The organism is Paenibacillus sp. Soil787, assembly GCF_001429545.1.
Lineage (GTDB): Bacteria > Bacillota > Bacilli > Paenibacillales > NBRC-103111 > Paenibacillus_E.
The window spans coordinates 288,717-313,885 of the sequence record NZ_LMSP01000023.1 but is presented as its reverse complement, the minus strand read 5'-3'; the positions used below and the strand labels follow the sequence as shown (position 1 = coordinate 313,885).

The window sequence follows — 25,169 nt, the reverse complement described above, 5'->3', positions numbered from 1 at the left end:
CCCACTACCCAAACCCACACTACCCACACACAGCCACAGCCACAAGAGCCACACCCACACCCATAGAAACAACCACAACTAAAGTGACACCCATCACTACAGCACCAGCCCCGGCAGCTACAGGCCGAAAGCCAAAGCCACTACCTCTATCGAGCCTCGTAATTTGCGACATGGTAAGAACTTTAACCCTATATTGTCGAAAAATACCTTTACTCGAACCGATATATTCTAAAATTATGTTTTCTGTGGTATCTACAATCATCAAAAACTCTTCAGAAGCCTTAAAACATTCTATATCCCTAAATGGGAAGAGACCGGAAATACTGCTATCAAATTATTGATTAGCCGATAATTGATAGATTTTTTCAATGTAGATACTACAGAAAATGAATATTTAAGAGTATTAATCTCGGAAAAATAAATTTCTTTACATACAAACAAATGTTCTGTATAATACAAATATAGGAAATAATTTAAGAGTTGCATTAATATTGAGAGGGGGCGACTCATGGATACATATTTATATGAATCGTTGGATGACACTCTCAAGACGGAGGAAGATTGTGTAAGATTTTTGACGAAAAGACGGTGGGCGGGTGGGTTTTGTTGCCCGAGTTGCGATAATCATTTATTTTATTTAGTGAAAACTCGTAATTTATTGGAGTGTAAAGAATGCCGCACGCAAATTTCATTAACTGCTGGAACAGTTATGCATAAATCTAAGCTTCCTTTGATGATTTGGTTCAAAGCTATACGAGCATTGATCCAGGATCGCCAAACTTATTCGATTGCAGCGTTCGCAAGCTTGCTTGAAGTGAATTATCGAACTGCTAAGTTGATGCTGGAGAAGCTGCAACTAGCTTTATATAAGCAATACTCACGCATGGGTTCAGGCGCGGACAGGATGCGTAAAAAGAAAGTAAAGTCCAGCCAAAATAAAAGAAAGTATTTAACCGTCAACTCTCAAAAGATCAATACCAACTTCTGTACATATATGTTCACTAATTCCAAGAGCATTAAGTATGTTGAGGATGTTTTGTTTAGAAAGTGGATGGATGCTTTCTTATCTGTTTATTTGTTTCCTGTCTTTTTAAGGTATTGTCAAGTGCTTTGACGTAACGTTATTCACTTATGAAATGCGAATTCAGAGGAAATGTAATACTATGTAAATATAAAAAAGCCTTACCGCTGTATTGCCGCGATAAGGTCTAAGGTCTTATGAACTGATAGCTTAATTTATTCTACAATCAATGTTGTTTTCATATTAGCGTGACCACTGCCACACATGATGGAACAGTTAATTGGGAAAGATCCTGCTTTATCTGGCGTAAAGGTGACTGTTTTGTTGCTGTTATCGAGATTTATTTTGAATTCTTTAATGGATGCGCCATGAACGCCTTGAGTATTATCAAGTGTAATTGTAACGGGCTCTCCTTTTTTGACGCGATATTCGGATTGGTCAAATTTGAAGTTAGAGGCTTTCAATACAACTTGTTGACCTGCAGCTTGCGTTGTAGCGGCGGGAGATGCAGTTGATTGTGCTGATTTTGTATCTTTGTTTCCACAAGCAGCTATCGCAATGACTAAGACTATTCCCATTAAAAGAACAAGTAATTTCTTCATGTATACCCCTCCGAGATTGTATTGGTTTCCCTCATCATTGTACACGACCTCTTCTAAAAAAACAGTGACAAACTCGTGAAAGAAATTGATAAAAGAAAAGATCGGTCCGGCGAGTGAATACGCGGCAGACCGATCTTTTTTGGGCTTTAGCATGGGTATCAGTTATCGAAACTGATACTTTTTATCGACGCTTTTCTTTTCCTGAGATCCCTTGTTCAAAGGGGGTTTTCACAGGAATGAATAGGTCGATGATTCCAATGACTAAAGCAGCTAAAATGGCACCTATGATACTCGTAGATACGTTACTTACAACAAACTGGGCGGCCCAAATGACAAGCGCACTCACCAGAAAGCCTACGATTCCCCTGCCAAAGGGAGTGATTTGTTTGCCGAAGATCCCTTCAATGATCCAAGCAGCAACAGCAATGACCAAAGCTAGAAAAAATGCGCTCCAGAAACCGCCGACTTTAAAACCTGGAACTAACCAGCTGACAAACATTAAAACCAAAGCAGAAACAATAAACCTTACCAGATGTCCGAGAAGATGCATCTCGTGAACCTCCTTCTTTTTGTGATGAGAACAAGTTCTCATGACAAGAAGTGATTTTTTGCAAACAATGCTTCGTGTGTTCAAGTCTTGCATTCCTTTTGGCAGGAAGATAGGTGCACAGCTTAGTGTATCCAATTCGATGAATTTTATGGTAGGCAGCATCTTCCATATAACGATTGTCTCCGTAGCTAATCGGGCTTGTTTTGGTTTATAATATAGGGTAGAGAAAAGAGGTTGGGATAGTTGAATAAGAAAATAATTAAAACATTAGATTATCAGAAGATTTTACATAAACTAGCTCATCATGCGTCTACTTCGCTTGGTAAGAACGCCGTGGAGAAGCTTGAACCTAAGGGTGATTTTGAACTCGTCAAGCTTCGGCTGCAAGCAACTGATGAGGCTGTTAATGTAGAGCGTTTGAAGGGAAATGCCCCTTTTGGTGGGATTCGTGATATTAGATCTTCCTTGCACCGGGTTAGAATTGGCGGGATGTTAAACCCTTCAGAACTGCTCGATATTTCTACGACTATGTTCAGTACACGCAGGTTAAAGCGATTTGTTCTCGCGGTTCACGAAGAATACGCGATTCCGATGCTCAAAGGGCAGGTTGAATTACTCACTGAAAATAAGTCATTAGAAGATAAAATTAATAGTTGTATTGATGAGAATGCTTTTGTTGTTGACGGTGCGAGCCCTGAACTGGGACGTGTGAGAAGCGAATTACGCACAGGTGAAGGAAGAGTCCGCGAGAGATTAGAGCAGATGCTTCGCAACTCATCTGTTCAGAAAATGTTACAAGACGTATTGATCACTATTCGTAACGATCGTTTTGTAATCCCCGTTAAATCGGAGTATAGATCCAGCTTTGGCGGGATGATTCATGATCAGTCGGCATCGGGTGCGACGCTATACATTGAGCCAGATACTATTGTTCAATTAAATAACAAAGTTCGTGAATTAAAGTTTAAGGAAGAAGTTGAGATTGAGAAGATTTTACGTGCACTAACTGAGCTAGTTGCTGAACAAGTGGATTTGCTCGTGCTTGATGTGGATCAATTGGCTGAGCTTGATTTTACTTTTGCAAAAGCTGGTCTAGCTAGGGAACTGAAAGCTACAATGCCTAGATTAAATGATCGCGGCTTCATTAAAATAAAGCGCGGCCGTCATCCGCTTATCGCGGCTGATTCCGTTGTGCCGCTTGATTTGGAGCTCGGCAATGACTTCTCACAAATCATTGTAACTGGGCCTAATACAGGAGGTAAAACAGTCTCCCTCAAAACAGTGGGACTCCTTAGCTTAATGGCGATGTCAGGGTTGTTTGTACCAGCTGAGGAAGGCAGCCAGTTATGTGTATTCGATGCGATTTATGCGGATATTGGTGATGAGCAGAGCATAGAGCAGAATTTAAGTACTTTTTCGAGTCATATGACGAATATCATAAGCATTTTAAGGGATATGACTCCAAAGAGCTTGGTTTTGCTGGATGAACTTGGAGCAGGTACGGATCCTGCTGAAGGTTCGGCATTAGCGATCTCCATTTTGGATTATATTCATCAAATCGGCTGCCGAATTATTGCAACGACGCATTATTCGGAGTTAAAGGCTTATGCCTATCAAAAACAAGGCACCATTAACGCAAGCATGGAGTTTGATATACAAACGTTAAGTCCGACTTACCGATTGCTTGTAGGTGTTCCTGGTCGAAGTAATGCGTTTGCGATTGCAGAGCGCCTAGGCTTATCGAAGCGTATTATTGAGCACGCACGTACGCAGGTAGGCGAGGAGGATAAGCGCGTCGAGTCAATGATCGCGTCGCTTGAGGAGAACCGCCTGATTGCGGAAGCTGAGCGCCAAAGCGCTGAGAGGATGCGACGAGATGCGGAAGAGATGCGCCTGACGTTAGAGGCTCAGCAGGCTAAGTTCGATGAGCAGCGCGATAAGCTGCTCGAGAAGGCTGAGCGCGACGCGCGTGAGGCTGTCGCCAAGGCGCGCCGCGAGGCGGATGAAATCATCGCCGATCTGCGGCGCATGGCGCAGGAGGAAGCCGGTGGCGTCAAGGACCACCGGTTGGTAGAAGCGAAGCGCCGCCTTGAACAGGCGGCTCCAGAACTGCGCGAGAAGCAGGTTCGCGCGGCGAAGAAGCGGCCTGAGAGAATCGAGGCCGGGGATGAAGTGCGTGTCGTGACCCTAGGTCAGAAGGGTCACGTTGTAGAGATTGTTAGCGCCACAGAAGCAACGGTGCAGTTGGGCATTATGAAAATGAAGGTCGAGTTGTCGAATCTCGAGAAGATCGGCAGCACGGCTCAGAAAAAGCCAGCTCATCAAGTGGCTACAACCGTCAAACGAACACGAGATGATAACATCCGGATGGAACTGGATATGCGCGGTCTCAATATGGAGGACGCCCTGATCGAGGCTGATCGATTCTTGGACGAATCTTTCTTGGGCAACCTGGGTCAAGTTTACTTGATTCATGGCAAAGGAACGGGTGTGCTGCGTACTGGAATGCAAGAATACTTGCGCCGTCATAAGCATGTGAAGAGCTACCGTATGGGGAATTACAACGAAGGCGGAGCAGGAGTTACGATCGTCGAATTGAAATAGCTTTTAAATTTTTTCATCTTTTTGAAACTCATTCTTTGGGACTGCGTATGTAATATGTGTAAGCACCGGTGATTAAAAAAAGAATTCGCATACCCAAATATGAATATACGTTTTATAAACCTTAGGAGGAATTCAAAAATGGGAATTTTTAAAAGACTTCGTGATATGACAATGGGTTCAATCAATGACTTGCTCGACAAAGCAGAAGATCCGGTTAAAATGTTAAATCAGTTTTTGCGTGATATGGAAGAAGATATCTTGGAGGCAGAGACTGCGGTAGCTAAGTCAATCGCGATCGAAAAGAAATTCAAGCTTCAATTCGAAGAATCCGAAGAGATGGTTAAGAAGCGTACAGAGCAGGCTATGAAAGCTCTTGAATCAGGCAATGAAGACCTGGCTCGCCGCGCACTGGAAGACAAGAAAGAGCACCAAGGACGCTACGATGAATTGAAACGCCAATATGATCTTGCGAAAACGAATGCGGATCAACTTCGCAGCCAATTAACGGAAATGAAAGACGAGTTCAACAAAATGAAGAACAAGAAGGATTTGTTGATTGCTCGTGCTGAAACAGCAAAAGCTCAAAAACAAATCAATCAAGCGATGTCTGGCTTTGGTACGGACAATGCAGCTAAAGGTTTTGACCGTATGGGTGAGAAAGTGCTTCAAATGGAAGCTGAAGCGCAAGCTAGCGGTGAGATCCGTGCTAAAAACCGCAGCTTAGATGATGAGCTTGACGGACTTGGCGGAAGCAGCAGCGGAATTGATGACGAATTGGCAGCAATGAAAGCAAAGCTTGCTGAAAAAAAACAATCCTAATGCTATACTAATAGTACCTGCGAGAGACTGAGTCAAACTCAGTCTCTTCTATCTTTCGTGAAGGAAGGCAGGAGACGAAATGAACGAAGAGGTGGATGTATTGCTAGGTAACCCGTATTTATCAACGCTTGCCTTTTTTGCAGTTGCTGTAGTCGCGCTTGTTGTATTTCTAACGATTTTCGAGATGGTCACCAAATATGATGACTGGGCTGAGATCAAAAAAGGCAACTTATCTGTAGCGATGGCTACAGGTGGGAAGATTTTTGGGATTTGTAATCTGTTCCGATTCGCTATCCTAAACAATGACACGATGATGCATTCCCTCATCTGGGCAGGGTACGGATTCTTGCTTTTGCTAGTTGCCTACTTCATTTTTGAATTCTTGACGCCTTATTTCAAAATTGATGAAGAAATCAAAAAAGATAATCGTGCTGTAGGTTTCCTGTCCTTGACGCTGTCTGTCTCTCTTTCCTACGTGGTCGGAGCTTGTGTAACTTAGAATCATACATAATCTTGGAGGCATGAACAATGAAATACCTGTGGGGCACTTTGTTTGCCATTGCATTTGTATTTGTGGCGGCAGGGGTTTATTATTTATTGAAATATGCATGAATGCATTAGGTGGAGGATTACGCAATGAGTACCAATGAAGAAATAGTTTGTCCATGGTGTCAAACGGAGATCGTTTGGGATCCAGAAATTGGACCAGAGGACGAATGTCCGCACTGTTTTAACGAACTGAATGATTATAGAAGCATTGATTTAAAAGTGAAACAAACAGGTCAACCGCTTCGCTTTGATGAACAAGAATATGCCGATTCGGATGAAGATTTGTCATTGGCTTGGGATGATTCGGATGAACCTCTCGATAAATACGGAGAAAAAGTTCAGCATATTACGGACGAACAAGAAGAGGCACCCGAGTGCTCAAGTTGTCATGAACTGATGTTGTTTGCAGGTGCCGAGGTAACGAGTGGCTCCTCTTTCACGCCAGTTATTCCCAAAACGTTAGGAAGTGCTTTCCTAACAGGTCCCTTTACTTCGAATATCTTTGTGTGCCCATCTTGCTTTAAGGTGGAGAAAATCTTATCTGATACAGATCGACTGCTCATGGTTGAACGTATTAAATCGGAGTAATGGTGGAACCGAGTCCTTCATGGATTCGGTTTTTTTATATGCCCAGCCTCATATTTTCACACGATTGGGGAAGCTTAACAAGAGCTATTTCGATCTATGGGGAAAGGTGAGGAGGAGTATGCAAAAGGAAAAGAGTAAGCAATTTGTTGGGCCAAGTAGGGCGATAGATGGCGCTAAAGGCAATTATTTTGAAGACCGAGCAAGTGGAGCCGCCCAAGTTAAGGGTTCACAGAAGAAAGGCCGACTAGATGCGCAAGCGATTCTTTTGCTCATCGTTCACACGCTGTTTGGCAGTGCAAATGCCTTGTCGGGGACTTTTGTTGGTGTGTATTTGTGGAAGGCCAAAAATGACTACGCTTTAATCGGTTGGTTTACGTTAACGACGCATTTGACAATGGCGCTGACCTTCTGGTTAGCAGGGAAATGGGTGAAGGAACACAATAAAATGAACTGCTTACGGCTTGGCGTAGCGGTTTCCGCGGGTTTTTATATGCTGGTATTGTGGCTTGGATCAAGCAGCTTTCACTATTTTGTTTGGTTAGGTATGGTCCAGGGAATTTCAGCGGGCTTATTCTGGATTGCTTTTAATGTTGTTTATTTTGAAGTGACGGACCCCGATAATCGAGATCGGTTCAATGGTTGGGTTGGGCTATTGGGTTCTGGCGCAGGAATAATTGCACCATGGATCTCCGGTTTACTCATTGTGAGTTTGGGAGATGGTGCTGGTTATCGGTTAATCTTTTCCATCTCGTTAGGTATCTTTGTGCTAGGCGTGATTATCAGTTTCTTTTTGAAAAAACGGAAAGTACAAGGTAGCTACGAATGGTTGTTTCCCGTTCGTTGTCTAAGGCAAGCCGAAACACCATGGAAGCGCGTGTGCTTAGCCTTGGTATTTCAAGGAGTTCGAGAGGGTGTCTTTGGTTTCATGATTGCTCTTCTCGTCTATATATCCACATCTAGTGAAGCGAGACTAGGGAGTTTCGTATTGATTACTTCTGCGGTATCTTTAGTGAGTTTCTGGGCGGCGGGACGATTTATTAAGCCTCACTTTCGTAAGATAAGTATGCTGATTGGCGCGGCGATGATCGTGGCCGTTATTATTCCTTTTTTCTGGAAAATGGGGTATAGCACTTTACTTATTTTCGGCATAGGAGCTTCGCTCTTCTTTCCGTTGTATTCGGTGCCTATGGTGTCGGCTGTATTCGATCTAATTGGTTCAAATGAAGCCAGCGCTAAGCAGCGGGAAGAGTATGTTGTTCTTCGTGAGCTTTCACTCAATGTAGGGCGTGTGAGCGGTGTGCTCTTATTCATTTGTGTCATTTCGTGGAGTACGGCGCCGCTCGTGATAAACGTACTGTTATTGATCATTGGCAGTTCACCACTCGTCAGCTGGTACTTTATGAAGAAGCAGTTGACTGTATTAAGAACTTGACATCTTTCGTGCTTCCCGTAAAAATGTGGGTATAGATTGTTTTATTGGGAAGAGGAGGGGGTATAGCCCTTGACACATAAAAAAATGGTGAATAGCATCACAGAGCTGATTGGTGATACACCAGCCGTGCGGATTAAGCGATTGGTAGGTCCGAATGATGCGGAGCTTTACGTGAAGCTTGAATACTTCAATCCAAGCGGCAGTGTGAAAGACCGCGCTGCGTTTAATTTAATCGAGCAGGCGGAGAAAGATGGGCTGCTTCGTCCTGGCGCTACGATTATCGAGCCGACTAGCGGTAATACTGGCATTGGACTTGCCATGAATGCGGCAGCCAAAGGCTACAAAGCCATTCTGATCATGCCGGACAACATGACCAAAGAACGCATTAACTTGCTCAAGGCCTATGGCGCAGAGGTTGTACTCACTCCCGCCGCGCTGCGGATGCCGGGTGCAATTGAGAAAGCGAAGGAGCTGCGCGACCAGATACCTGGCAGCTATATTCCACAGCAGTTCGAGAATCCAGCGAATCCGAGTATTCATCGCACGACAACGGCTCCGGAAATTTTGGAGCAAATGGATGGGCGTCTGGATGCATTCGTTGCAACTTCAGGCACTGGCGGAACGATTACTGGAACAGGCGAGGTGCTCCGAGAGAAGCTGCCGGATATCCAGATCTATGTGGTGGAGCCGAAAGGTTCACCGGTTCTATCTGGAGGAAGCCCGGGTCCGCATAAACTCGTCGGTACGAGTCCAGGCTTCGTACCCGCTATTCTCAACACAAGCATATACGATCAAATCGTACAGGTGACGGACGAAGATGCGATCCGAACCATGAAAGATCTGGCCAGCAAGGAAGGCATTCTTGTGGGACCCTCAGCCGGAGCCTCGGTGTGGACAGGTATGCAGGTTGCTCGTAAGCTAGGCGCTGGCAAGAGAGTGCTCTGTATTGCTCCGGATACGGGAGAAAGATATTTGAGTATGGACATTTTTGATTAGATGCATGAATAAGCTTAGCGAATATAAAGCGGCCCATCGGATCAAAATGATTCGGATGGGCCGTTCTACATTATTTTTTAACAAAAAGACGATGAAAAAATATTGAATAAAAATTCATAATTGAGTATAATTATGAGTATAAGAAGGTTTGGTATGAAAGGTGGAAATACTGTGAAACTAGCCTATATTAATGCGCTTCCTGAAAAAGATCAATTCCAGGAATTTATACGGACATATACAGAAGAATGCATAACATTTGGAGCTCAAGCGATTGTCAATTGGAACGATTTCGAATCGGATCACGTTATCTCGGTTTATGATGAGAATAAACTAGTCGGAATCGGTTGTATGGCGGGAGAATGTCATGTTCATGTGCGTCCTACGTACGAGCATCGTGAAATTGGATCCATGATGAACAAATTGCTGCAAGCCGAATCGAAGGTTAGTTTGGTTCAAGCTCAATCCTGAAGATTACTGGTAATCAGAGGCTATTCGGAGAACCGGATGGCCTTTTTGCAATTTGTAAGGTGGAAATTTCGGTTATACAAAAATATTCCGCTCTAAAACAAGCTCAGTAATTGAATTAGGACAGCAATTCATTGTAAGATTAAAGGATGAACGAATCAGATTTCAGAAAGGTAGGTTTAACCATGGATGCTTTGAAGCTTAAAATTCTCGAACTACTGAAGGAAGATGCCCGCAGGAGTGCGGACTTGATCGCCACTATGCTAGGAACGGCGGAGGCCGAGGTGGCGCGAGCGATAAGCGAGATGGAAGCGGATAAGGTCATCGTCAAATACGCGACAGTAGTTAACTGGAGTAAAGTGGATGACGAAAAGGTTACCGCCCTGATTGAAGTGCAAATTACGCCGGAACGCGGACACGGGTTTGATGCTATCGCGGAACGGATCTATTTATATCCAGAAGTCAAATCGGTTTATCTCATGTCTGGCGCTTATGATTTGCTTGTGGAAATTGAGGGAAGTTCCCTCAAACAAGTCGCTTCTTTCGTGTCTAACAAGCTCTCGCCAATTGATCGTGTACTTTCAACAAAGACGAATTTTATATTAAAAAAATACAAACAAGACGGCATTATATTCGAGGATCAGGAAGATGATCACCGAATGCTCGTTTCGCCGTAAAGAAGAGGGAACGCCATGATCAAAGATGAGATAACGATCCAGCAGAATAAGGTAAAATCGATGAAGGACTACCTCGCTCCTGCCGTACGTGAAATGAAGCCTTCAGGTATTCGGAAGTTTTTTGATTTGGTGAGTAACAGCAAGGAAGATATTATTTCTCTTGGTGTGGGGGAACCGGATTTCTCAACACCTTGGCATGTTCGTGAAGCAGCTGTGCATTCTTTGGAGCGCGGTAGAACGAAATATACACCAAACTCAGGTATTCCTGAGCTTCGTGAAGCGATCGCCGATTACCTTCATACGTCCTTTAAAGTGAAATATGAGCCATCGAATGAAGTCCTTGTAACGGTTGGCGGCAGTGAAGCGATTGACTTAGCACTCCGAGCTTTGATAACGCCAGGCGACGAGATTCTTATACCTGAGCCTTGTTATATTTCGTATTCCCCTATCACGAGCATAAGCGGCGGTGTAGCTGTTGGAATCGAGACCTTCGCGAAGGACCAGTTCAAGCTGACTGAGAAAGCACTTCGCGACGCGATTACACCACGCTCCAAAATATTAATTCTCTGTTATCCTAGCAATCCAACAGGCGGTATTATGACCTACGAGGATTGGCTTCCGATTGCTAAAGTCATCGAAGAGAATGATCTTATTGTCATTTCTGATGAAATATATGCGGAGCTGACTTATGGTCAGAAGCACGTGAGCTTCGCAGCTATTCCTGGCATGAAAGACCGGACAATCCTGGTTAGCGGTTTCTCCAAAGCTTTTGCCATGACAGGCTGGCGGATGGGATATGCCTGCGGTCATTCGGAGCTGATTTCGGCGATGACCAAAATTCATCAATATACCGTGATGTGCGCACCGGTCATGGGTCAGGTTGCTGCTCACGAGGCGTTGACGAATGGTATGGAAGAGAAGGATCGGATGATCGAGTCCTATAACCAGCGCAGACGTCTGATCGTAAAAGGGTTTCGAGATATTGGTCTCGAATGCCATGAGCCGCAAGGCGCTTTCTATGCATTTCCAAGTATTGTCGCTACAGGATTAACTTCAGAAGAGTTTGCGCAGCGGCTATTATTTGAGTCAAAGGTTGCTGCCGTGCCTGGAGATGTGTTTGGTTTAGGTGGAGAAGGCTTCTTACGTTGCTCATATGCCTATAGTGTTTCTCAACTGAATGAAGCATTAGAGAGAATTGGAAATTTCATGAGAAAATTGTAATGTATAACGTAAATAAATATGTTCATTATTGATGAAAACTGGTATTCTTGTAGTAAGGAGGGATGAGCATGGCTTTTATGGAATATCAACTATCAACCTATCAAAAACATTTTCAAATTCGTGAACAGGATTTCGGACAACGTTGGTTGACCAAGCGTGCGAAGAAGAAAAACTCCCTTACCTTATTAGAAGAAGAGATTCATTCTCTGCGAAAAAGGTTAGAACAGATGGTTTTTGATGGGGAAGAAATGACATCTGATTCCGTCGTTGAATTGAGCACAATACTAGACCAAAAAATAAATGAATATATGCATAATGGGAAAAAAAGTCGGTGAAAACCGACTTTTCTCACGACTATCGATGGATTCAGATAACAAACGGAGGTACGCTCACAACATGAAAGTGAAATGGCTGTTGGTTATGATAGTGGGGCTTATGGTGATGCTTACGGGTTGCGGCGGGCCGAAGCCGGATGTATCAATATTTATTATGGGTGCTAATGGTTTTCCAAGTGAAGCGGGGGGCAAGCTGGAAAGTTCTTTGAAATCCAAGGTAGGCGAGGTACCTACAGTCAAAATCAATGCATCGCCTATTTTCTCGTTGGAAAAAATGATTGTGGAGCTGGCTGCAGGAGAAAATGGTATCTTGATTCTTGCCGAAGATCAATTCAAATCACTAAGTAATCAAGCGGGTTTCGTTTCTTTGGATGATACGATCAAACCGGAAGATTATCCGGATGGCGTTATTCAAATAGCTGAAGAGGGCAAGCCTGCTGAAAAGCATCTGTATGGTATTCCACTTGCAGGAAACAAATGGATGAAAGAGCAGGGTTTTGAAGGGAAAGGCTTGGTGGCTTTTATTCCTCAAAATGCTCCGAAGCTGAATGAGTCGAAGCAAGTGCTCAAAGTAATTGCACAAAAGTAACAAGAGGTCTATAATCGACAAATAGATTGATAGTAAAATATGCAGCCATAGGTGATGGTAAGCTCACTACGGAGAGATTGCCACTTAAAAGGGAAGCCGGTTGAAATCCAGCGCGGTCCCGCCACTGTAATCCAGGCATGAGTTGCCGGGAGAGTCAGGATACCTGCCCATGGTGCCGTTTACGACATCCTTCGAGGAAAAGGATCGCGTTAAATCAGGAAGCAACCCTAGGTTGCTGAGCGCCGCGATTTATCGTCCCCTTTGTTCCTTCGAGAACAAAGGGGCTTTTTTGTTAGTTGATAAGAAAGTATAAGTTTATACTTTTGCTCCACATCAACCTTGACAAACGCGCTCGTCACTGAGAGACGACGCAGCCGTTTATCCTTGGGGTCAATCGACATAAATTGTTTAGAGAGAGGGTTTGCCAGATGAAAAAGAATTCAGTAAAAAAAGCACTTATTCTTACAGTAGCGCTAGTAACAGCAATGAGTCTAGCAGCTTGCGGTAAAAAGGAAACGGAAATCACTAATCCGTCTAAGCTTGGCGGGGAAGGGACGAAAGCCCCTGCTGCAACGGCAACACCAACAACAGCAGCAAAAAAAACGGTCTATCCATTGAAAATAAAGGATGCTACAGGCAAGGAGTTTACATTTGATAAAGCGCCTGAGCGTATTGCATCCGTCTCCCCGGCGGAGACTGAAGCTCTTTTTGCAATAGGGCTGGAGGCTAATATTGTTGGGGTATCTGATTATGATGATTATCCAGAAGCGGCTAAATCGAAGCCGAAGCTTGGCAGCATAACGAAGCCTAACCAAGAAGCGGTGATCGCTTCTAACGCAAATGTTGTATTTACTGGGGTTTCGATGAAATCAGATACGGTAGAAAAGCTGCGTGCTTTGAATATTAACGTGTTTAAAGTGGAGCCCAAAACGGTGGACGATGCCATCGCGAATATTCAAACGTATGGAATAATTACAGATCATCAGGAGCAAGCCGAAAAAGTGGTTGCTAAGATGAAAGCGGACCTTCAAAAGGTTGTTAATGCGGTAAAAGACGTGAAGCAAGAGAACAAGAAAAAGGTATACATTGAATTTGCCCCGGGATGGACAGTGGGCAGCGGCGAGTTTATGGATGAATTGATCAAGATTTCTGGCGGTGTTAATGTTGCAGGAGACAAAAGTGGCTGGTATGAAATCAGTGAAGAGAAAATCATTCAACAAAACCCTGGTGTTATTCTGTTCGCCAACGGAGTAGTCGATAGCAAGAGCAAGAAACCACTAGAGGAAATTATCCGTACACGAAGCGGTTGGGATGCTATTGATGCCGTGAAGAATAAGCAGGTGGTCGGCCTCGACCAGAACATGCTCAGCCGTCCGGGTCCAAGACTGACCGAAGGATTGCTTGAAATGGCGAAAGGCATTTATCCCGAACTGGTGAAATAAAATGAAGAGAAAATTAATGCTATGGGGAGGAGTAGGGGTTATACTCCTTCTTCTTTCTATTGTGGCGAGCTTGTCACTGGGTACTGCTAATCTACCGGTTCTGCAAATTGCCAGTATTCTCGCCAAGCATATCCCTTGGCTGGGAGATCACATCGATGCCGCCTGGCCGCAGTCGTCGGAACAAATCATCAATAAAGTACGATTTCCCCGTGTATTACTAGGGATTCTTGTAGGGGCTTCACTCTCGATCGCAGGGGCAGCTTTTCAAGGTGTGCTGCGCAATCCACTTGCGGATCCTTATGCACTCGGTGTATCCTCGGGGGCTTCTGTAGGAGCCGCATTTTTAATTTATTTCGGACTGCAAGTGGCGTGGTTTGGGCAATGGTCGATCCCTATTGTTGCCTTCGTAACGGGACTTATTTCTTTATTTCTGGTTCTAAAGCTTGCTCAGATCGATGGGAAGCTGAAGATGGAGACGCTTATTTTATCAGGCGTGGTCATGCAGGCATTTCTAGGGGCAATCGTATCCTTCATGGTATCTATTTCCAAACAAGTCATTAATGAAATTATTTTCTGGCTAATGGGCAGCTTGGCCATGCGAGGTTGGTCATATACATATATCATTGCACCCTATTTAATTATCGGATTTGTCGTGCTGCTTAGCTATGCAAGGTCGTTAAATTTACTGGCTCTTGGTGAGCGGCAGGCATCACATCTCGGTGTGAGTGTAGAGCGTACGAAGCTTATTGTGCTTATTGTGGCAACATTTCTTACTGCCGCTGCAGTATCGGTTGCTGGTGTAATCGGCTTTGTCGGGCTCATCGTGCCGCATTTAGTGCGACTCTTGGCAGGGCCGGATTATCGGTTGATTATTCCGTTGTCAGCAATTGGCGGCGGCATTTATGTCCTCTGGGCAGATACACTTGCCCGTACCCTGCTGAGTCCCACCGAAATTCCTCTTGGGGTCATCACGGCATTTCTGGGTGCGCCATTTTTTGCTTATTTGCTCCACAAGGATAAGAAAACGTTAAGAGGTTGATCAACATGATTAAAGTGGAGCACCTTTCCCAAAGCTTTAGGGAACAGCAAGTGCTGGAGAACATCAGCTTTGAGATTAAGCAGGGTGAATTTTTTGGCATTATCGGGCCAAACGGCAGCGGTAAGTCGACGCTGCTCCGTCTACTATCAGGGATTGATCCTGTTAAAAATGGAAGTGTTGACCTGGGTGGCCGGTTAGTATCCTCCTATTCACGAAAAGAGCTGGCTAGATGGCTTGCTGTTCTCCAACAGGATGCGCTGCCTCCAGTAGGTTTTACGGTCCGTGAAGTGGTGGAGATGGGCCGGTATCCTTTTCAAAATTGGCTTGGTGAGGAGCCCTCTGATGCGGAAGGATTAATTGATGGGATTGTCCGGAAGCTGCACTTGGAACCGCTGATTGATCGAACAATCGAGCGCCTCAGCGGCGGTGAACGGCAGCGTGTTGCGCTTGCTAAAGTGATGGCTCAGCAGCCACGGCTGCTTATGTTGGATGAACCAACAACGTTCCTAGATATTGGCTATCAAGTACAGATGATGGACTACATCAAGGAATGGCAGCGCGAATCCGAGTTGACGGTTGTAGCTGTCCTGCATGACTTGAACTTGGCTGCGCAGTACTGCACGCGATTAATGGTTGTACATAATGGCGAGCTTGCAGCGATTGGAACACCAGATGAAATTATTACTAGCGGATTAATCAGCGAAGTGTATGGAACTGAACCGATTGTCCTGCAGCACCCTGTTAACGCTGCTCCGCAAATTTTATTACAGCCAGGAAAATAGTTAAGCTATCGGAGGACACAATCATGAATAAGATGCAAGCAATTATAGATAGCATTAAGCCTGTTGATCAAGATGTGGTGAACCAAGCGAACGAGCATTTGAATCAATTGACGAAACCGCAGGGAAGTCTCGGGAAACTGGAAGATATAGCGCGTCAGGTTGCTGGAATTACAGGCGAAGTGATGCCGATTTTTGAGAAAAAAGCGGTTATTGTTATGGCCGGAGATCACGGTGTATGTGAAGAAGGGATTAGTGCATTCCCTGCGGAAGTAACGCCTCAAATGGTGCTTAATTTCCTTTATGGCGGGGCTGCTGTCAATGTTCTTGCTAGGCATGCCGGCGCTGAAGTCGTCTGTGTTGACATGGGGGTTAATGCTGATCTGGAGCATCCTAATCTCGTTTCCCGTAAAGTAAGAAAAGGAACGCGTAATATGGCGCGTGAAGCGGCATTAACGCTGGATGAGACTGTGCTGGCGATACAAGCCGGAGTAGAAGTTGTGGACGAGTTGGTGGAAAAGGGCTATCGACTCTTTGCTATGGGAGAGATGGGGATTGGCAATACAACGGCCAGCGCAGCGATTCTGTGCGCATTGACGGGCTTGGATGCCAGTCTTGCTGTAGGACGCGGAACGGGCATTGATGATGGCAAATGGCTGCATAAAGTGTCTGTTGTGAATAAGGCGCTGGATGTGAATGGACTTCGTGTGAGTGAAGATGGAAGATCAAGCGCTGAGCATGCGCTCGATGTGTTGATGAAGGTCGGCGGACTAGAGATCGCCGGACTTGTTGGCGTGATTCTCGGCGCAGCGAAGAATCGCTGTCCGGTAGTTGTCGACGGCTTCATCTCGTCGGCAGCGGCGCTTGTGGCGAGCCGATTAGCACCGCTAAGCGCGTCCTACATGCTCGCCTCGCACTTATCGCAGGAGCAGGGACATGCGAAGCTGCTCGAAGCGGTTGGCCTCGCAGCGATGCTGCATATGGATATGCGCCTGGGCGAAGGAACGGGCGCGGTGCTTGTCTTTAACTTGATCGATGCCGCAGGCAAGATCATGAAGGAAATGGCGACATTCGAGAGCGCAGGCGTGTCGCGGGGTTAGACGCTTGGCGGCATGCCGGTAAAGGCAAGCTTACGCAGTAAGCATCGATAAGGAGGCGAAGGCGCCATGGCGGTTTTGGTTACGGGCGGCGCGCGCAGCGGCAAGAGTTCATTCGCGGAGAAGCTCGCCATGCATGGCAGCGAGCGAGGGATTTATATCGCGACTTCCCACATCTACGATGAGGAAATGAAGGAGCGGGTTGAGCTGCATCTGCAGATGAGGCTTGCCTCGGGGTATCCATGGGATACCCGGGAGGAGCCTTTCCAACTGCGGGAGCTGCTGCTTCATCTGCAGGAGAGCGGGGAAGATGCCGTGGTCTTGGTCGACTGTTTGACACTTTGGCTGTCCAACTGGCTGCTCCATCATGAGGGAGAAGCAGATGCTTCTGCTCAGGTAATGAAACGCATAGACGAGCTTGTAGAAGCAGTGTCTTCTTACAGTGGACATCTCATCTTGGTTACGAATGAAGTGGGTGACGGCATTGTGCCGGAATATCCGCTTGGCCGCAGTTTTCGTGACTTGGCAGGACGAATGAATCAACGCTTAGCTGGGGTATGTAAGCAGGTATTCCTTGTCACGGTTGGCATACCCATGGAGCTAAAAAGCAGAGCTTATCGACTGGAATGAATAAGTCATTAGGCATGGAACGGTGATCAATATGTGGATATATTCTTGGCAGGAGATCGTTAGTATGACGGCTGCTGCCATTGTGCTGGACTGGCTGATTGGTGATCCGAAGTGGCCGACACATCCGGTTATTCTCATCGGACGATTCATTCGCTGGGTAGAAGGCAAGTTACATAAAGGAAAAGAGACATCAGTTATATCATCGTCTGGATGGCTGCGAACGAAGGGTGTCATGCTTACTGTTTCTACTGTAGTGCTTAGCTTTAGCGTGATGCTGCTGCTCATTCTTGCTGCTCGCTCTATACATGAGTGGCTCGGATACTTGGTCTCTACGTGGTTTATTTCCACAACGATTGCTATTAAAGGATTAAAGGATGCCGCTTATCTTGTTTACAATCCGCTGCGTACAGGAAATCTCGCAGATGCTCGCAAGTACACGGGCTACATCGTAGGCCGCGATACGGATGAGCTCGGCGAGGAAGAACTGACGCGCGCGGTCGTAGAGACCGTGGCGGAGAACATCGTCGACGCGGTCATCGCGCCCTTGTTCTATGCGCTGATCGGCGGAGCGCCGCTCGCGATGCTGTACCGGGCATCGAATACACTGGATTCGATGGTCGGCTACCGAAATGACAGATACCGTCATTTCGGCTGGGCGTCGGCTCGCTGGGACGACGTTATGAACTGGATCCCGGCTCGGCTGACCGGCCTCCTGTTGATCCTCGTCGCCCTGCTGCAGCCGGGCCTCTCGGCGCAGCGCGCAGCGGCAGCGACTCGCCGCTTCGCGCACCTACACCCCAGCCCGAATAGCGGAATTCCAGAGTCGGCGGTAGCCGGGGCACTCGGAATTGAGCTGGGCGGGCTGAACATCTATGGCGGCGCTGCGAGTGAGCGCGCCCGTCTGGGCTGGCCGCTGCGTCCCCGAACGCAGCAGGATATTGTCTACGCCGTGAGGATGCTTTACGGCGTCAGCTTTGTAGTGATGGGAGGATTGCTGTGCATACTGCTCGTACTGTTTTACTAGATTGGCTGCGTGCTTGCATAGCAGCCTTTCAGTTTTTAACCCGTTTGCCCATTCCTGTGCAAATTGACTATACAGACCGAGTATTCCAAAGAAGTGTGATATTCTATCCGCTAGCGGGATTCGTCATCGGTCTTCTTTTACTCCTTGCAGGCGAAGGGTTAAGCCTCGTCCTGCCTGCGATGCCCGCAGCCGTTCTGCTGCTGGGGTTCTGGGTCGTCCTAACAGGGGGCCTGCATCTAGACGGGTTAATGGATACCGCTGATGGTATTCTCAGCCACAGACCCCGTGAGCAAATGCTTGAAATCATGAAAGACAGTCGCGTAGGCGCCATGGGTGTCATCGTTTGTGTTCTCCACCTGCTCCTCAAGTTTTCGCTTCTTTACACCTTGCTAGATACTGGTGGAATGGGCGGTATATGCTTCTTACTTGCCATCGTTCCCATCTGGAGCCGATGGTTTATGGTTGCAGCAATTCATGGTTGGCCCTATGCCCGGCAAAATTCAGGCTTAGGGAGTTTTTTTCGCGGAGTTACCAAATGGCATGTAACTCTGTCTAGCTTAGTAGCCCTCTTTACTACTACGCTTTTTATTGTAATATTTTCCATGTGGCAAGCTGACTCTAGCGTTACATTGTTCTCCTTCGCCAATGGTTTAGCTATCACTTTTAGCTTTGCTATTGGCACAATTCTAACAGGCTGGATTTTGGCCACATATATAAGCAGTAAATTAGGCGGTTTAACCGGAGATACATACGGTGCTTTGAATGAACTTCTTGAAACACTACTTTTGTTGGGCATTACCATTTTCGTTACTTCCCACATGTAGGTTTGTAACATCCTGAAAAAGAGATATTCCAACACAGAGAAAGGAGTGAATTTCATGCTAGAACGCTATGGGCATGGAGGCGACCTCTGGACCGCAGAAGAAGCCTTTGGCCGTCCGAAGGAGCAATTCTTGGATTTCAGCTCGAATATGAATCCGTTAGGTCCTCCTTCGGTTGTTAAGCATATTCTCAAAGACGGATGGCGTGATATGGTCAAATATCCCGACCCCGCCGTGCGTGAGCTGAGAAACAAGCTTTCGTTGAAATATGATATCGAAGTGGAAAGCATCCTGGTTGGCAACGGGGCAGCGGAACTGATCGATCTGACGGCGCGAGTGTTAAAGCCCACTGTAACCGGATTAGCGAGGCCTTCTTTTAGTGAATATGAGGAGGCGGTTCATAAATCAGGCGGCGGTATCTATAACATCCCTCTATCGCCAATTCATTATTTTGAATTGCAGAAGCAAGATATCGAAGCCGCCTATTCGGCAGCGGACTTGTTCTTTCTAGGTCATCCCAATAATCCAACAGGGAAGCGGGTTCCTCGTCAAGTGTTGGATATGCTTATTCAGAGTAACCGAAGATTGGTGCTCGATGAGGCGTTCATGGATTTTGTGCCGAATGAGCAAGAACACTCTTTACTCAAACTTGCTTCCACCAGTGAGCAGCTTGTCGTTATCCGCTCGATGACGAAGTTTTATTCCATCCCGGGTATACGCTTAGGATTCATGGTGGCTCACCCCGATAGGATTCGGCAAATCCAACATCTTCAGGTGCAGTGGAGCGTAAACTATTTAGCTCAGCGCATCGGAACAGCCGTGCTTGATGATGTGGATTTTGAGCAGTCCAGCTGGCAGTGGCTGGAGGAAGAGAAGCCATGGCTCACCCGGCAGCTCGAGCAATTAGGTCTTGAGGTTGTACCTAGTGATGTGAATTTTTTGCTTTTTTCATTCCCTGAGGGGATGGATATCGATGTGAAGATGGCCCAGAAGCATTTGGGGCACCAAGGGATTTTGATCCGAGATGCGTCTTTATTTGAAGGCCTCAATAAACGCTATTGCCGGATTGCGATACGTCTTCGCGAAGACAACGAACGGTTAATAGCCGGGTTACGTCACATGATGGCCGAATTCATGCAGAACCGGGGGCAAGCTGATGACGAATAAGACTGTGCAAGCTGCAACATTGATGGTCCAGGGCACAGCTTCGGATGTGGGGAAAAGCATTCTAACGGCCGCACTATGCCGTATTCTTGTTCAAGACGGCTGGCAAACGGCGCCATTTAAATCGCAAAATATGTCCCTCAATTCTTATATTACTTTTGATGGTAAAGAGATTGGCCGAGCACAAGGTGTGCAGGCGGATGCCTGTCGTATTTTAGCCACAACGGATATGAATCCGATCCTGCTTAAGCCGAAGCAAGACATGGTTGCTCAGGTCGTTGTTCACGGGAAACCATACTCTGATCTAGATGCAAGAACGTATAGAGAGACTTATTTGCCGCAGGCTGAAGTGATTGTGAAGGAAGCTTTAACCCGTTTACGCAGTCAATATGACGTAGTGGTGTTAGAGGGGGCGGGAAGCCCTGCTGAGGTTAATTTGAAGGACCGCGATATTGTAAATATGCGGCTGGCAGGTTGGGCAGACGCTCCTGTGCTTCTTGTTGCTGATATTGATCGTGGAGGCGTATTTGCCTCAATCGTAGGAACACTGGAGATCTTGACGCCGGAGGAAAGGGACCGGGTTAAAGGCTTTATTATTAATAAGTTTCGTGGAGATGTTAGTCTACTGAAACCGGGCTTGGATTGGCTAGAGGAAAGAACGGGGAAGCCTGTTCTTGGGGTCATTCCTTATCTGCCGCAGTTAGGCATCGAGGATGAAGACTCAGCTTCACTAGATTCCAAACGCATGCAGAGTAAGCGGAATGAGGGCTCTCAAGGAAAACAGACAGATCAGCTGGATATCGCGGTCATTCGTTTGCCCCGCCTCTCTAATTTTACGGATTTCGATCCTTTGCAAGAGGAGAAAGATGTCCGTTTCCGCTATATTACACACCTTTCCGAGTGGGGGGAACCGGATGTCGTCTTGCTCCCAGGCAGCAAGAATACGATGGACGATTTACGGTATTTGAACGAATCTGGTCTGGCAGAACGAGTGAAGGTATTCGCGCAAATAGAGAATGGTTGGGTCGCTGGTATTTGTGCAGGCTATCAGATGCTAGGCGTCAAGCTGCTTGATCCACACGGCTACGAATCCGATCATCCGGAGCTAGAGGGACTAGGGCTTTTACCAACGGAGACGGTATTTACTTCCGATAAAAGGACGGTTCAAGTTCAGGGAAGCAGCACACTCTTTGCTGAAAATAAATCTCAGATTGTCATTGATGGCTATGAAATCCACATGGGGCGGACGCGTTATTTGCAAGAAACGGTAACGCCTTTCCAGATTAAGGCTCTTTCCAGCCTCGATGAAGATAGCTCTGACAATGATCTGCACGGAGACGGAGCAGCTGCGGATCATGGGCGTGTTTGGGGGACGTATTTACACGGGATATTGCATAATGATGACTTCCGCAGAGCCTGGTTAAATCGTATTCGCAAGCACAAAGGATTATCCCTAATCGAGGGTGGCCTTCGTTTTAAAGAGCGACGAGAGGCTGCTTTCGATAGATTGGCTGACCACGTTAGATGTCACTTGGATATGAACCGTGTTTATGAGATGATGGATATATCAAAGCCTTGGAAAAGGGAGGATGCTTGAAATGAAAATTTATACTCGAACTGGAGATGCGGGGCAAACTGGCGTAATCGGTGGTCGTGTGGATAAAGACGATGATCGTGTTGAGGCTTATGGCACAACGGATGAACTGAACTGTTTTGTGGGTCAGGCGATGAGCTTTATGGATCCTGCGAAGTACCCTGATTTACTCCCGGATTTGCTGCAGGTGCAGCATGAATTGTTTGATTGCGGTTCAGATCTTGCTCTCTTGAAACAAGAGCTGCGTCCTTATAAAGTAACAGCGGAAATGGTTGATATGCTTGAGACTTGGATTGATAAATACGATGCTGAAACTCCGGATATTACACGATTCATTTTGCCGGGCGGCGGCACCGTTTCATCCACACTTCATGTTTGCCGTACCGTATGCCGTAGAGCAGAACGCCGGGTTGTAACGCTAGCTCGCACACAGGCAATTAATCCAGAAGTGCGCAGATACTTGAACCGACTGTCCGATTTATTCTTCACCATTGCCCGCACTGCGAATCACCGTGAAGGGATTACGGATGTGGAATATGTACGAAGCGCTGAGGTGTTTAGACGTAAATCATGAGTTATTATGAACCGTTAGTATACATCGTACCGCCGGAGGAAGAGGGCTTCATTCTCAAGACGGTGCTGCAAAAAAGATTGATGGTCTCTCGCAAATTGCTATCCCGCATTAAACTGACCGAGCAGGGCATAACGGTGAATGGGGTTAGACAATACATCAACATAAAGGTGAAGGCTGGCGATCGTGTAGAGATTCGTATGGAAGAAGAGCAATCCGAGGATATCTTGCCTCAGGATCTTCCTCTGCACATTCTGCATGAAGATGAGCATCTGTTGATACTAGCCAAAGATGCCGGTATTATCGTACATCCGACGCATGGGCATTATTTGAACACGATCGCCAATGGCGTTGTGTATCACTGGCAGCAAGCGGGCATTACGTGCCGTTTCCGCCCCGTGCATAGGCTAGACCAAGAAACCTCAGGTGTATTGGCAATCGCAAAGACGCCCTATGTGCACCAGCAAATATCGGAGCAGATGATTCAGCATCAGGTGAAAAAAGAATACCTGGCCTTTGTGTGGGGCGTCGTCACAGCAAAAAGCGGAACGATAAATGAACCCATTGATCGCGATCCTGAACAGCCGCATGTTCGTATCGTTACCGCTGACGGCTATTCGGCCGTAACTCATTATGAGGTCGTGGAACAATTCGCACATGCCGCTTTAGTACGCATATGGCTTGAAACCGGACGGACGCATCAAATTCGCGTTCACATGCGACATTTGGGTCATCCGCTGCTTGGGGATAAGATGTACACACTTCCTGAGTTTGAGCAGAGTTTATCAGCAGTTGAAGCAAGTAGAAGACTGGGTCGTCAGGCTCTGCACGCTTATAAACTGGGCTTTGTGCATCCAGGAACAAGGGAATGGACGGAGTTTCGTGCTCCTTTGCCTGCGGATTTAACTATTTTGCAATCATGGCTGCAGGGAAGTAACTAGATAAACAGAAACCATCCCTTAGGTAGGATGGTTTTTCTTTGTTATAACTTGACTTTCCGTATCAATTACCTCAGAATTTTAAGTAGTTCGTTTCTTTTCAACTTAGACTTAAAGGAGCTTTAACATCATGGGAGTAAAAATATTTTGTTACGATAAATGCGGGACATGCCGTAGTGCCGTAAAGTGGTTGAAAGAGCATCATGTAGATATTACAGAAAATGTCCCTTTATTCGAAACACCGCCCTCTGCCAAGGAATTGGCTAAGCTGCTAAGTGATAGCGGTCTGGAAATCAAAAGGTTTTTTAATACTTCCGGGGAAGTATATAAAGAGATGAGTTTGAAAGACAAGCTTCCCAGCATGTCGCAAGAACAAATGCTCGAATTGCTCGCCTCGAACGGCAGGTTGATTAAGCGTCCGATCGTAACCGATGGCCATAAAGTAACAGTCGGCTTCAAGGAAGCTCAGTATGATGAAGTATGGGCGAAGGGGTGATCTTAGATTGGAAGAGAAGAAACCTGCTGGTAAAAAGTCACCACTAGCCATTGGTGGTTTCATAGCAGTACTATTATCCCAAGGGAAGCTGCTCTTAGGCTTACTAAAGTTTGGTAAAGTTGGCGGAGCCATCATCTCGATGTTCATTACAATTTGGGCCTATGCCTATCTCGCTCCGCTGCCTTTTGCAATAGGCATTGTTCTGATGATTCTCATACATGAACTCGGTCATGTATTCGCCGCCAAGATAAAGGGGCTTCCAGTGTCAGCGCCCGTATTTATTCCTTTTCTTGGAGCACTGATTACAATGAAAAAGAATCCAACCGATGCAGCAACAGAAGCGTTTATTGGCATAGGAGGGCCTATTCTTGGGACCATTGGTGGTGCTGCCGCTTTTGGATTGGGCGTATATACGGATTCTCCTGTCATTGTTTCGGTTGCCTACGCTGCATTCTATTTAAATTTAATTAATTTACTCCCTATTCATCCTTTAGATGGCGGGCGTATTTCTACAGCGGTAACCCGTTGGTTGTGGATTCTGGGTTTAATCGGCGGTTTGGTATTTATTTACTATATAAATAGTCGTGTAAGTCAATTTGTTTTCTTTGTCATATGGGCTATGTTTGCTTGGGATTTGTACAAAAAATACGTGAAATACAGAAATCGCGAAGAGCTTCTTTCGGTTTCCACTCGTTTCGATTTTAGAGCGGATCATTTGCTCCAGCAGGGATATATCATTCCAGGTGAAAATCACACACGAGATCTAGACTATACGACATACTCGGATTTACAGGGGCCTGGGGAGAGTAGACAAACCATTGTGTTGTACTGGCAGGGGATCGGATTCGAGGGTCATGCTTTATTGCCTCAGCAATCCATCATTAAAAGAGTCCAGTTAACCAAAGTGGAACGTATGCAGAAAGAGAATGGGTTTTATTTAGGGTTACAAGTAAAAGTGGATTATTCACCTCTAGGGATACAGGAGCTTTACTATGAAGTCCCTGCGAAAACCCGTTGGAAATTCGGAATCGCTTATCTTGCGCTCGTTTTGTTTTTGCTTTATATGATAAGACTTGTTCATCAAGTTGGAATTATCGGCTAACACTTTCCAGTCCGCCCTATTAAT

General features: G+C 46.0%; 28 protein-coding genes and 1 riboswitch. Of the genes, 25 read left to right on the top strand and 3 right to left on the bottom strand.

The annotated features are described in order from the left end of the window. Positions 1-19: 19 nt before the first annotated feature. Positions 20-172, bottom strand: a complete 153-nt coding sequence (locus ASG93_RS35275) for a hypothetical protein (RefSeq protein WP_156410988.1) — start codon at positions 170-172, stop codon at positions 20-22. A gap of 336 nt (positions 173-508) precedes the next feature. Here ASG93_RS35275 and ASG93_RS20935 point away from each other — a divergent pair, with 336 nt between their 5' ends. After that, positions 509-1,114, top strand: a complete 606-nt coding sequence (locus ASG93_RS20935; protein ID WP_056834858.1) for a transposase — start codon at positions 509-511, stop codon at positions 1,112-1,114. A 122-nt stretch (positions 1,115-1,236) separates the two neighbouring features. Here ASG93_RS20935 and ASG93_RS20930 read toward each other — a convergent pair whose 3' ends face one another. Together ASG93_RS20930 and ASG93_RS20925 are read right to left on the bottom strand one after the other, a co-directional pair. Beyond that, positions 1,237-1,623, bottom strand: a complete 387-nt coding sequence (locus tag ASG93_RS20930) for a cupredoxin domain-containing protein (protein WP_056834855.1) — start codon at positions 1,621-1,623, stop codon at positions 1,237-1,239. A gap of 181 nt (positions 1,624-1,804) precedes the next feature. Beyond that, the gene (locus tag ASG93_RS20925; protein WP_056834852.1) at positions 1,805-2,173 is read right to left on the bottom strand and encodes a phage holin family protein; all 369 of its coding nucleotides are present in this window, start codon (positions 2,171-2,173) and stop codon (positions 1,805-1,807) included. Positions 2,174-2,416: 243 nt separating this feature from the next. Here ASG93_RS20925 and ASG93_RS20920 point away from each other — a divergent pair, with 243 nt between their 5' ends. The 24 genes from ASG93_RS20920 to ASG93_RS20805 all read left to right on the top strand — a co-directional run bounded on the left by ASG93_RS20920 (position 2,417) and on the right by ASG93_RS20805 (position 25,145). Beyond that, positions 2,417-4,777 (top strand): endonuclease MutS2, encoded by a 2,361-nt coding sequence (locus ASG93_RS20920; protein WP_056834850.1) that lies wholly within the window; start codon positions 2,417-2,419, stop codon positions 4,775-4,777. Positions 4,778-4,915: 138 nt separating this feature from the next. After that, positions 4,916-5,596 (top strand): PspA/IM30 family protein, encoded by a 681-nt coding sequence (locus tag ASG93_RS20915; protein WP_056834848.1) that lies wholly within the window; start codon positions 4,916-4,918, stop codon positions 5,594-5,596. A gap of 79 nt (positions 5,597-5,675) precedes the next feature. Further along, positions 5,676-6,095 (top strand): DUF350 domain-containing protein, encoded by a 420-nt coding sequence (locus ASG93_RS20910; RefSeq protein ID WP_056834846.1) that lies wholly within the window; start codon positions 5,676-5,678, stop codon positions 6,093-6,095. 137 nt (positions 6,096-6,232) lie between these two features. Continuing rightward, a complete protein-coding gene (locus ASG93_RS20905) occupies positions 6,233-6,733 on the top strand; it encodes a hypothetical protein (RefSeq protein ID WP_056834843.1) in 501 nt (166 codons plus the stop codon). A 118-nt stretch (positions 6,734-6,851) separates the two neighbouring features. Next, the gene (locus ASG93_RS20900; protein ID WP_056834841.1) at positions 6,852-8,165 is read left to right on the top strand and encodes an MFS transporter; all 1,314 of its coding nucleotides are present in this window, start codon (positions 6,852-6,854) and stop codon (positions 8,163-8,165) included. Between the two features lie 84 nt (positions 8,166-8,249). Next, positions 8,250-9,161: a cysteine synthase A gene (gene cysK / locus ASG93_RS20895; RefSeq protein WP_056835152.1), complete on the top strand. Its 912-nt coding sequence runs from the start codon at positions 8,250-8,252 to the stop codon at positions 9,159-9,161. Between the two features lie 171 nt (positions 9,162-9,332). Beyond that, entirely contained in the window at positions 9,333-9,629 is a 297-nt protein-coding gene (locus tag ASG93_RS20890; RefSeq protein ID WP_156410987.1) for a hypothetical protein, read from the top strand. Positions 9,630-9,811: 182 nt separating this feature from the next. Beyond that, positions 9,812-10,303, top strand: coding sequence for an Lrp/AsnC family transcriptional regulator (locus ASG93_RS20885; RefSeq protein ID WP_047677420.1), 492 nt, complete (start codon positions 9,812-9,814; stop codon positions 10,301-10,303). Between the two features lie 15 nt (positions 10,304-10,318). Further along, complete coding sequence (locus ASG93_RS20880; protein WP_056834837.1) at positions 10,319-11,524, top strand: aminotransferase class I/II-fold pyridoxal phosphate-dependent enzyme; 1,206 nt, start codon at positions 10,319-10,321, stop codon at positions 11,522-11,524. 68 nt (positions 11,525-11,592) lie between these two features. Continuing rightward, a complete protein-coding gene (locus ASG93_RS20875) occupies positions 11,593-11,859 on the top strand; it encodes an aspartyl-phosphate phosphatase Spo0E family protein (protein ID WP_056834835.1) in 267 nt (88 codons plus the stop codon). A gap of 61 nt (positions 11,860-11,920) precedes the next feature. After that, complete coding sequence (locus ASG93_RS20870) at positions 11,921-12,448, top strand: hypothetical protein (RefSeq protein ID WP_056834833.1); 528 nt, start codon at positions 11,921-11,923, stop codon at positions 12,446-12,448. Positions 12,449-12,480: 32 nt separating this feature from the next. Beyond that, positions 12,481-12,634, top strand: a riboswitch (cobalamin riboswitch). A 242-nt stretch (positions 12,635-12,876) separates the two neighbouring features. Next, entirely contained in the window at positions 12,877-13,890 is a 1,014-nt protein-coding gene (locus ASG93_RS20865) for an ABC transporter substrate-binding protein (protein WP_056834831.1), read from the top strand. 1 nt (position 13,891) lies between these two features. Next, positions 13,892-14,929: a FecCD family ABC transporter permease gene (locus ASG93_RS20860; protein WP_056834828.1), complete on the top strand. Its 1,038-nt coding sequence runs from the start codon at positions 13,892-13,894 to the stop codon at positions 14,927-14,929. A 5-nt stretch (positions 14,930-14,934) separates the two neighbouring features. Further along, a complete protein-coding gene (locus ASG93_RS20855) occupies positions 14,935-15,711 on the top strand; it encodes an ABC transporter ATP-binding protein (RefSeq protein WP_056834825.1) in 777 nt (258 codons plus the stop codon). 23 nt (positions 15,712-15,734) lie between these two features. Continuing rightward, positions 15,735-16,808: a nicotinate-nucleotide--dimethylbenzimidazole phosphoribosyltransferase gene (cobT, locus tag ASG93_RS20850; protein WP_056834823.1), complete on the top strand. Its 1,074-nt coding sequence runs from the start codon at positions 15,735-15,737 to the stop codon at positions 16,806-16,808. 66 nt (positions 16,809-16,874) lie between these two features. Then, complete coding sequence (gene cobU, locus ASG93_RS20845; RefSeq protein WP_056834821.1) at positions 16,875-17,435, top strand: bifunctional adenosylcobinamide kinase/adenosylcobinamide-phosphate guanylyltransferase; 561 nt, start codon at positions 16,875-16,877, stop codon at positions 17,433-17,435. 31 nt (positions 17,436-17,466) lie between these two features. Then, the gene (gene cbiB, locus ASG93_RS20840; protein WP_056834819.1) at positions 17,467-18,459 is read left to right on the top strand and encodes an adenosylcobinamide-phosphate synthase CbiB; all 993 of its coding nucleotides are present in this window, start codon (positions 17,467-17,469) and stop codon (positions 18,457-18,459) included. Then, positions 18,432-19,283, top strand: a complete 852-nt coding sequence (cobS, locus tag ASG93_RS20835; protein ID WP_056834817.1) for an adenosylcobinamide-GDP ribazoletransferase — start codon at positions 18,432-18,434, stop codon at positions 19,281-19,283. The genes cbiB and cobS overlap by 28 nt, the downstream gene beginning before the upstream one ends. A gap of 54 nt (positions 19,284-19,337) precedes the next feature. Continuing rightward, positions 19,338-20,447: a threonine-phosphate decarboxylase CobD gene (cobD, locus tag ASG93_RS20830; RefSeq protein WP_056834815.1), complete on the top strand. Its 1,110-nt coding sequence runs from the start codon at positions 19,338-19,340 to the stop codon at positions 20,445-20,447. Next, positions 20,437-22,041, top strand: coding sequence for a cobyric acid synthase (locus tag ASG93_RS20825; protein ID WP_056834813.1), 1,605 nt, complete (start codon positions 20,437-20,439; stop codon positions 22,039-22,041). Before cobD ends, ASG93_RS20825 begins: the two co-directional genes overlap by 11 nt. A 1-nt stretch (position 22,042) precedes the next feature. Further along, positions 22,043-22,612: a cob(I)yrinic acid a,c-diamide adenosyltransferase gene (locus ASG93_RS20820; RefSeq protein ID WP_056834811.1), complete on the top strand. Its 570-nt coding sequence runs from the start codon at positions 22,043-22,045 to the stop codon at positions 22,610-22,612. Beyond that, on the top strand, positions 22,609-23,550 hold the full coding sequence (locus ASG93_RS20815) for an RluA family pseudouridine synthase (protein ID WP_056834809.1): 942 nt from the start codon (positions 22,609-22,611) through the stop codon (positions 23,548-23,550). The genes ASG93_RS20820 and ASG93_RS20815 overlap by 4 nt, the downstream gene beginning before the upstream one ends. A gap of 124 nt (positions 23,551-23,674) precedes the next feature. After that, positions 23,675-24,043: an arsenate reductase family protein gene (locus tag ASG93_RS20810; RefSeq protein ID WP_156410985.1), complete on the top strand. Its 369-nt coding sequence runs from the start codon at positions 23,675-23,677 to the stop codon at positions 24,041-24,043. Further along, positions 24,021-25,145, top strand: a complete 1,125-nt coding sequence (locus ASG93_RS20805; protein ID WP_414858881.1) for a site-2 protease family protein — start codon at positions 24,021-24,023, stop codon at positions 25,143-25,145. The genes ASG93_RS20810 and ASG93_RS20805 overlap by 23 nt, the downstream gene beginning before the upstream one ends. The last annotated feature ends 24 nt before the right edge of the window (positions 25,146-25,169 follow it).

Coding starts and splice junctions, on each gene's coding strand:
- ASG93_RS20855 (WP_056834825.1), top strand. CDS start 14,935: ATGATTAAAGTGGAGCACCTTTCCCAAAGCTTTAGGGAACAGCAAGTG.
- cobU (WP_056834821.1), top strand. CDS start 16,875: ATGGCGGTTTTGGTTACGGGCGGCGCGCGCAGCGGCAAGAGTTCATTC.
- ASG93_RS20865 (WP_056834831.1), top strand. CDS start 12,877: ATGAAAAAGAATTCAGTAAAAAAAGCACTTATTCTTACAGTAGCGCTA.
- ASG93_RS20925 (WP_056834852.1), bottom strand. CDS start 2,173: ATGCATCTTCTCGGACATCTGGTAAGGTTTATTGTTTCTGCTTTGGTT.
- ASG93_RS20860 (WP_056834828.1), top strand. CDS start 13,892: ATGAAGAGAAAATTAATGCTATGGGGAGGAGTAGGGGTTATACTCCTT.
- ASG93_RS20820 (WP_056834811.1), top strand. CDS start 22,043: ATGAAAATTTATACTCGAACTGGAGATGCGGGGCAAACTGGCGTAATC.
- cobT (WP_056834823.1), top strand. CDS start 15,735: ATGAATAAGATGCAAGCAATTATAGATAGCATTAAGCCTGTTGATCAA.
- ASG93_RS20885 (WP_047677420.1), top strand. CDS start 9,812: ATGGATGCTTTGAAGCTTAAAATTCTCGAACTACTGAAGGAAGATGCC.
- ASG93_RS20915 (WP_056834848.1), top strand. CDS start 4,916: ATGGGAATTTTTAAAAGACTTCGTGATATGACAATGGGTTCAATCAAT.
- ASG93_RS20875 (WP_056834835.1), top strand. CDS start 11,593: ATGGCTTTTATGGAATATCAACTATCAACCTATCAAAAACATTTTCAA.
- cbiB (WP_056834819.1), top strand. CDS start 17,467: ATGTGGATATATTCTTGGCAGGAGATCGTTAGTATGACGGCTGCTGCC.
- cysK (WP_056835152.1), top strand. CDS start 8,250: ATGGTGAATAGCATCACAGAGCTGATTGGTGATACACCAGCCGTGCGG.
- ASG93_RS20935 (WP_056834858.1), top strand. CDS start 509: ATGGATACATATTTATATGAATCGTTGGATGACACTCTCAAGACGGAG.
- ASG93_RS20870 (WP_056834833.1), top strand. CDS start 11,921: ATGAAAGTGAAATGGCTGTTGGTTATGATAGTGGGGCTTATGGTGATG.
- ASG93_RS20825 (WP_056834813.1), top strand. CDS start 20,437: ATGACGAATAAGACTGTGCAAGCTGCAACATTGATGGTCCAGGGCACA.
- ASG93_RS35275 (WP_156410988.1), bottom strand. CDS start 172: ATGTCGCAAATTACGAGGCTCGATAGAGGTAGTGGCTTTGGCTTTCGG.
- ASG93_RS20905 (WP_056834843.1), top strand. CDS start 6,233: ATGAGTACCAATGAAGAAATAGTTTGTCCATGGTGTCAAACGGAGATC.
- ASG93_RS20900 (WP_056834841.1), top strand. CDS start 6,852: ATGCAAAAGGAAAAGAGTAAGCAATTTGTTGGGCCAAGTAGGGCGATA.
- ASG93_RS20910 (WP_056834846.1), top strand. CDS start 5,676: ATGAACGAAGAGGTGGATGTATTGCTAGGTAACCCGTATTTATCAACG.
- ASG93_RS20815 (WP_056834809.1), top strand. CDS start 22,609: ATGAGTTATTATGAACCGTTAGTATACATCGTACCGCCGGAGGAAGAG.
- cobD (WP_056834815.1), top strand. CDS start 19,338: ATGCTAGAACGCTATGGGCATGGAGGCGACCTCTGGACCGCAGAAGAA.
- ASG93_RS20805 (WP_414858881.1), top strand. CDS start 24,021: ATGAAGTATGGGCGAAGGGGTGATCTTAGATTGGAAGAGAAGAAACCT.
- ASG93_RS20930 (WP_056834855.1), bottom strand. CDS start 1,623: ATGAAGAAATTACTTGTTCTTTTAATGGGAATAGTCTTAGTCATTGCG.
- ASG93_RS20880 (WP_056834837.1), top strand. CDS start 10,319: ATGATCAAAGATGAGATAACGATCCAGCAGAATAAGGTAAAATCGATG.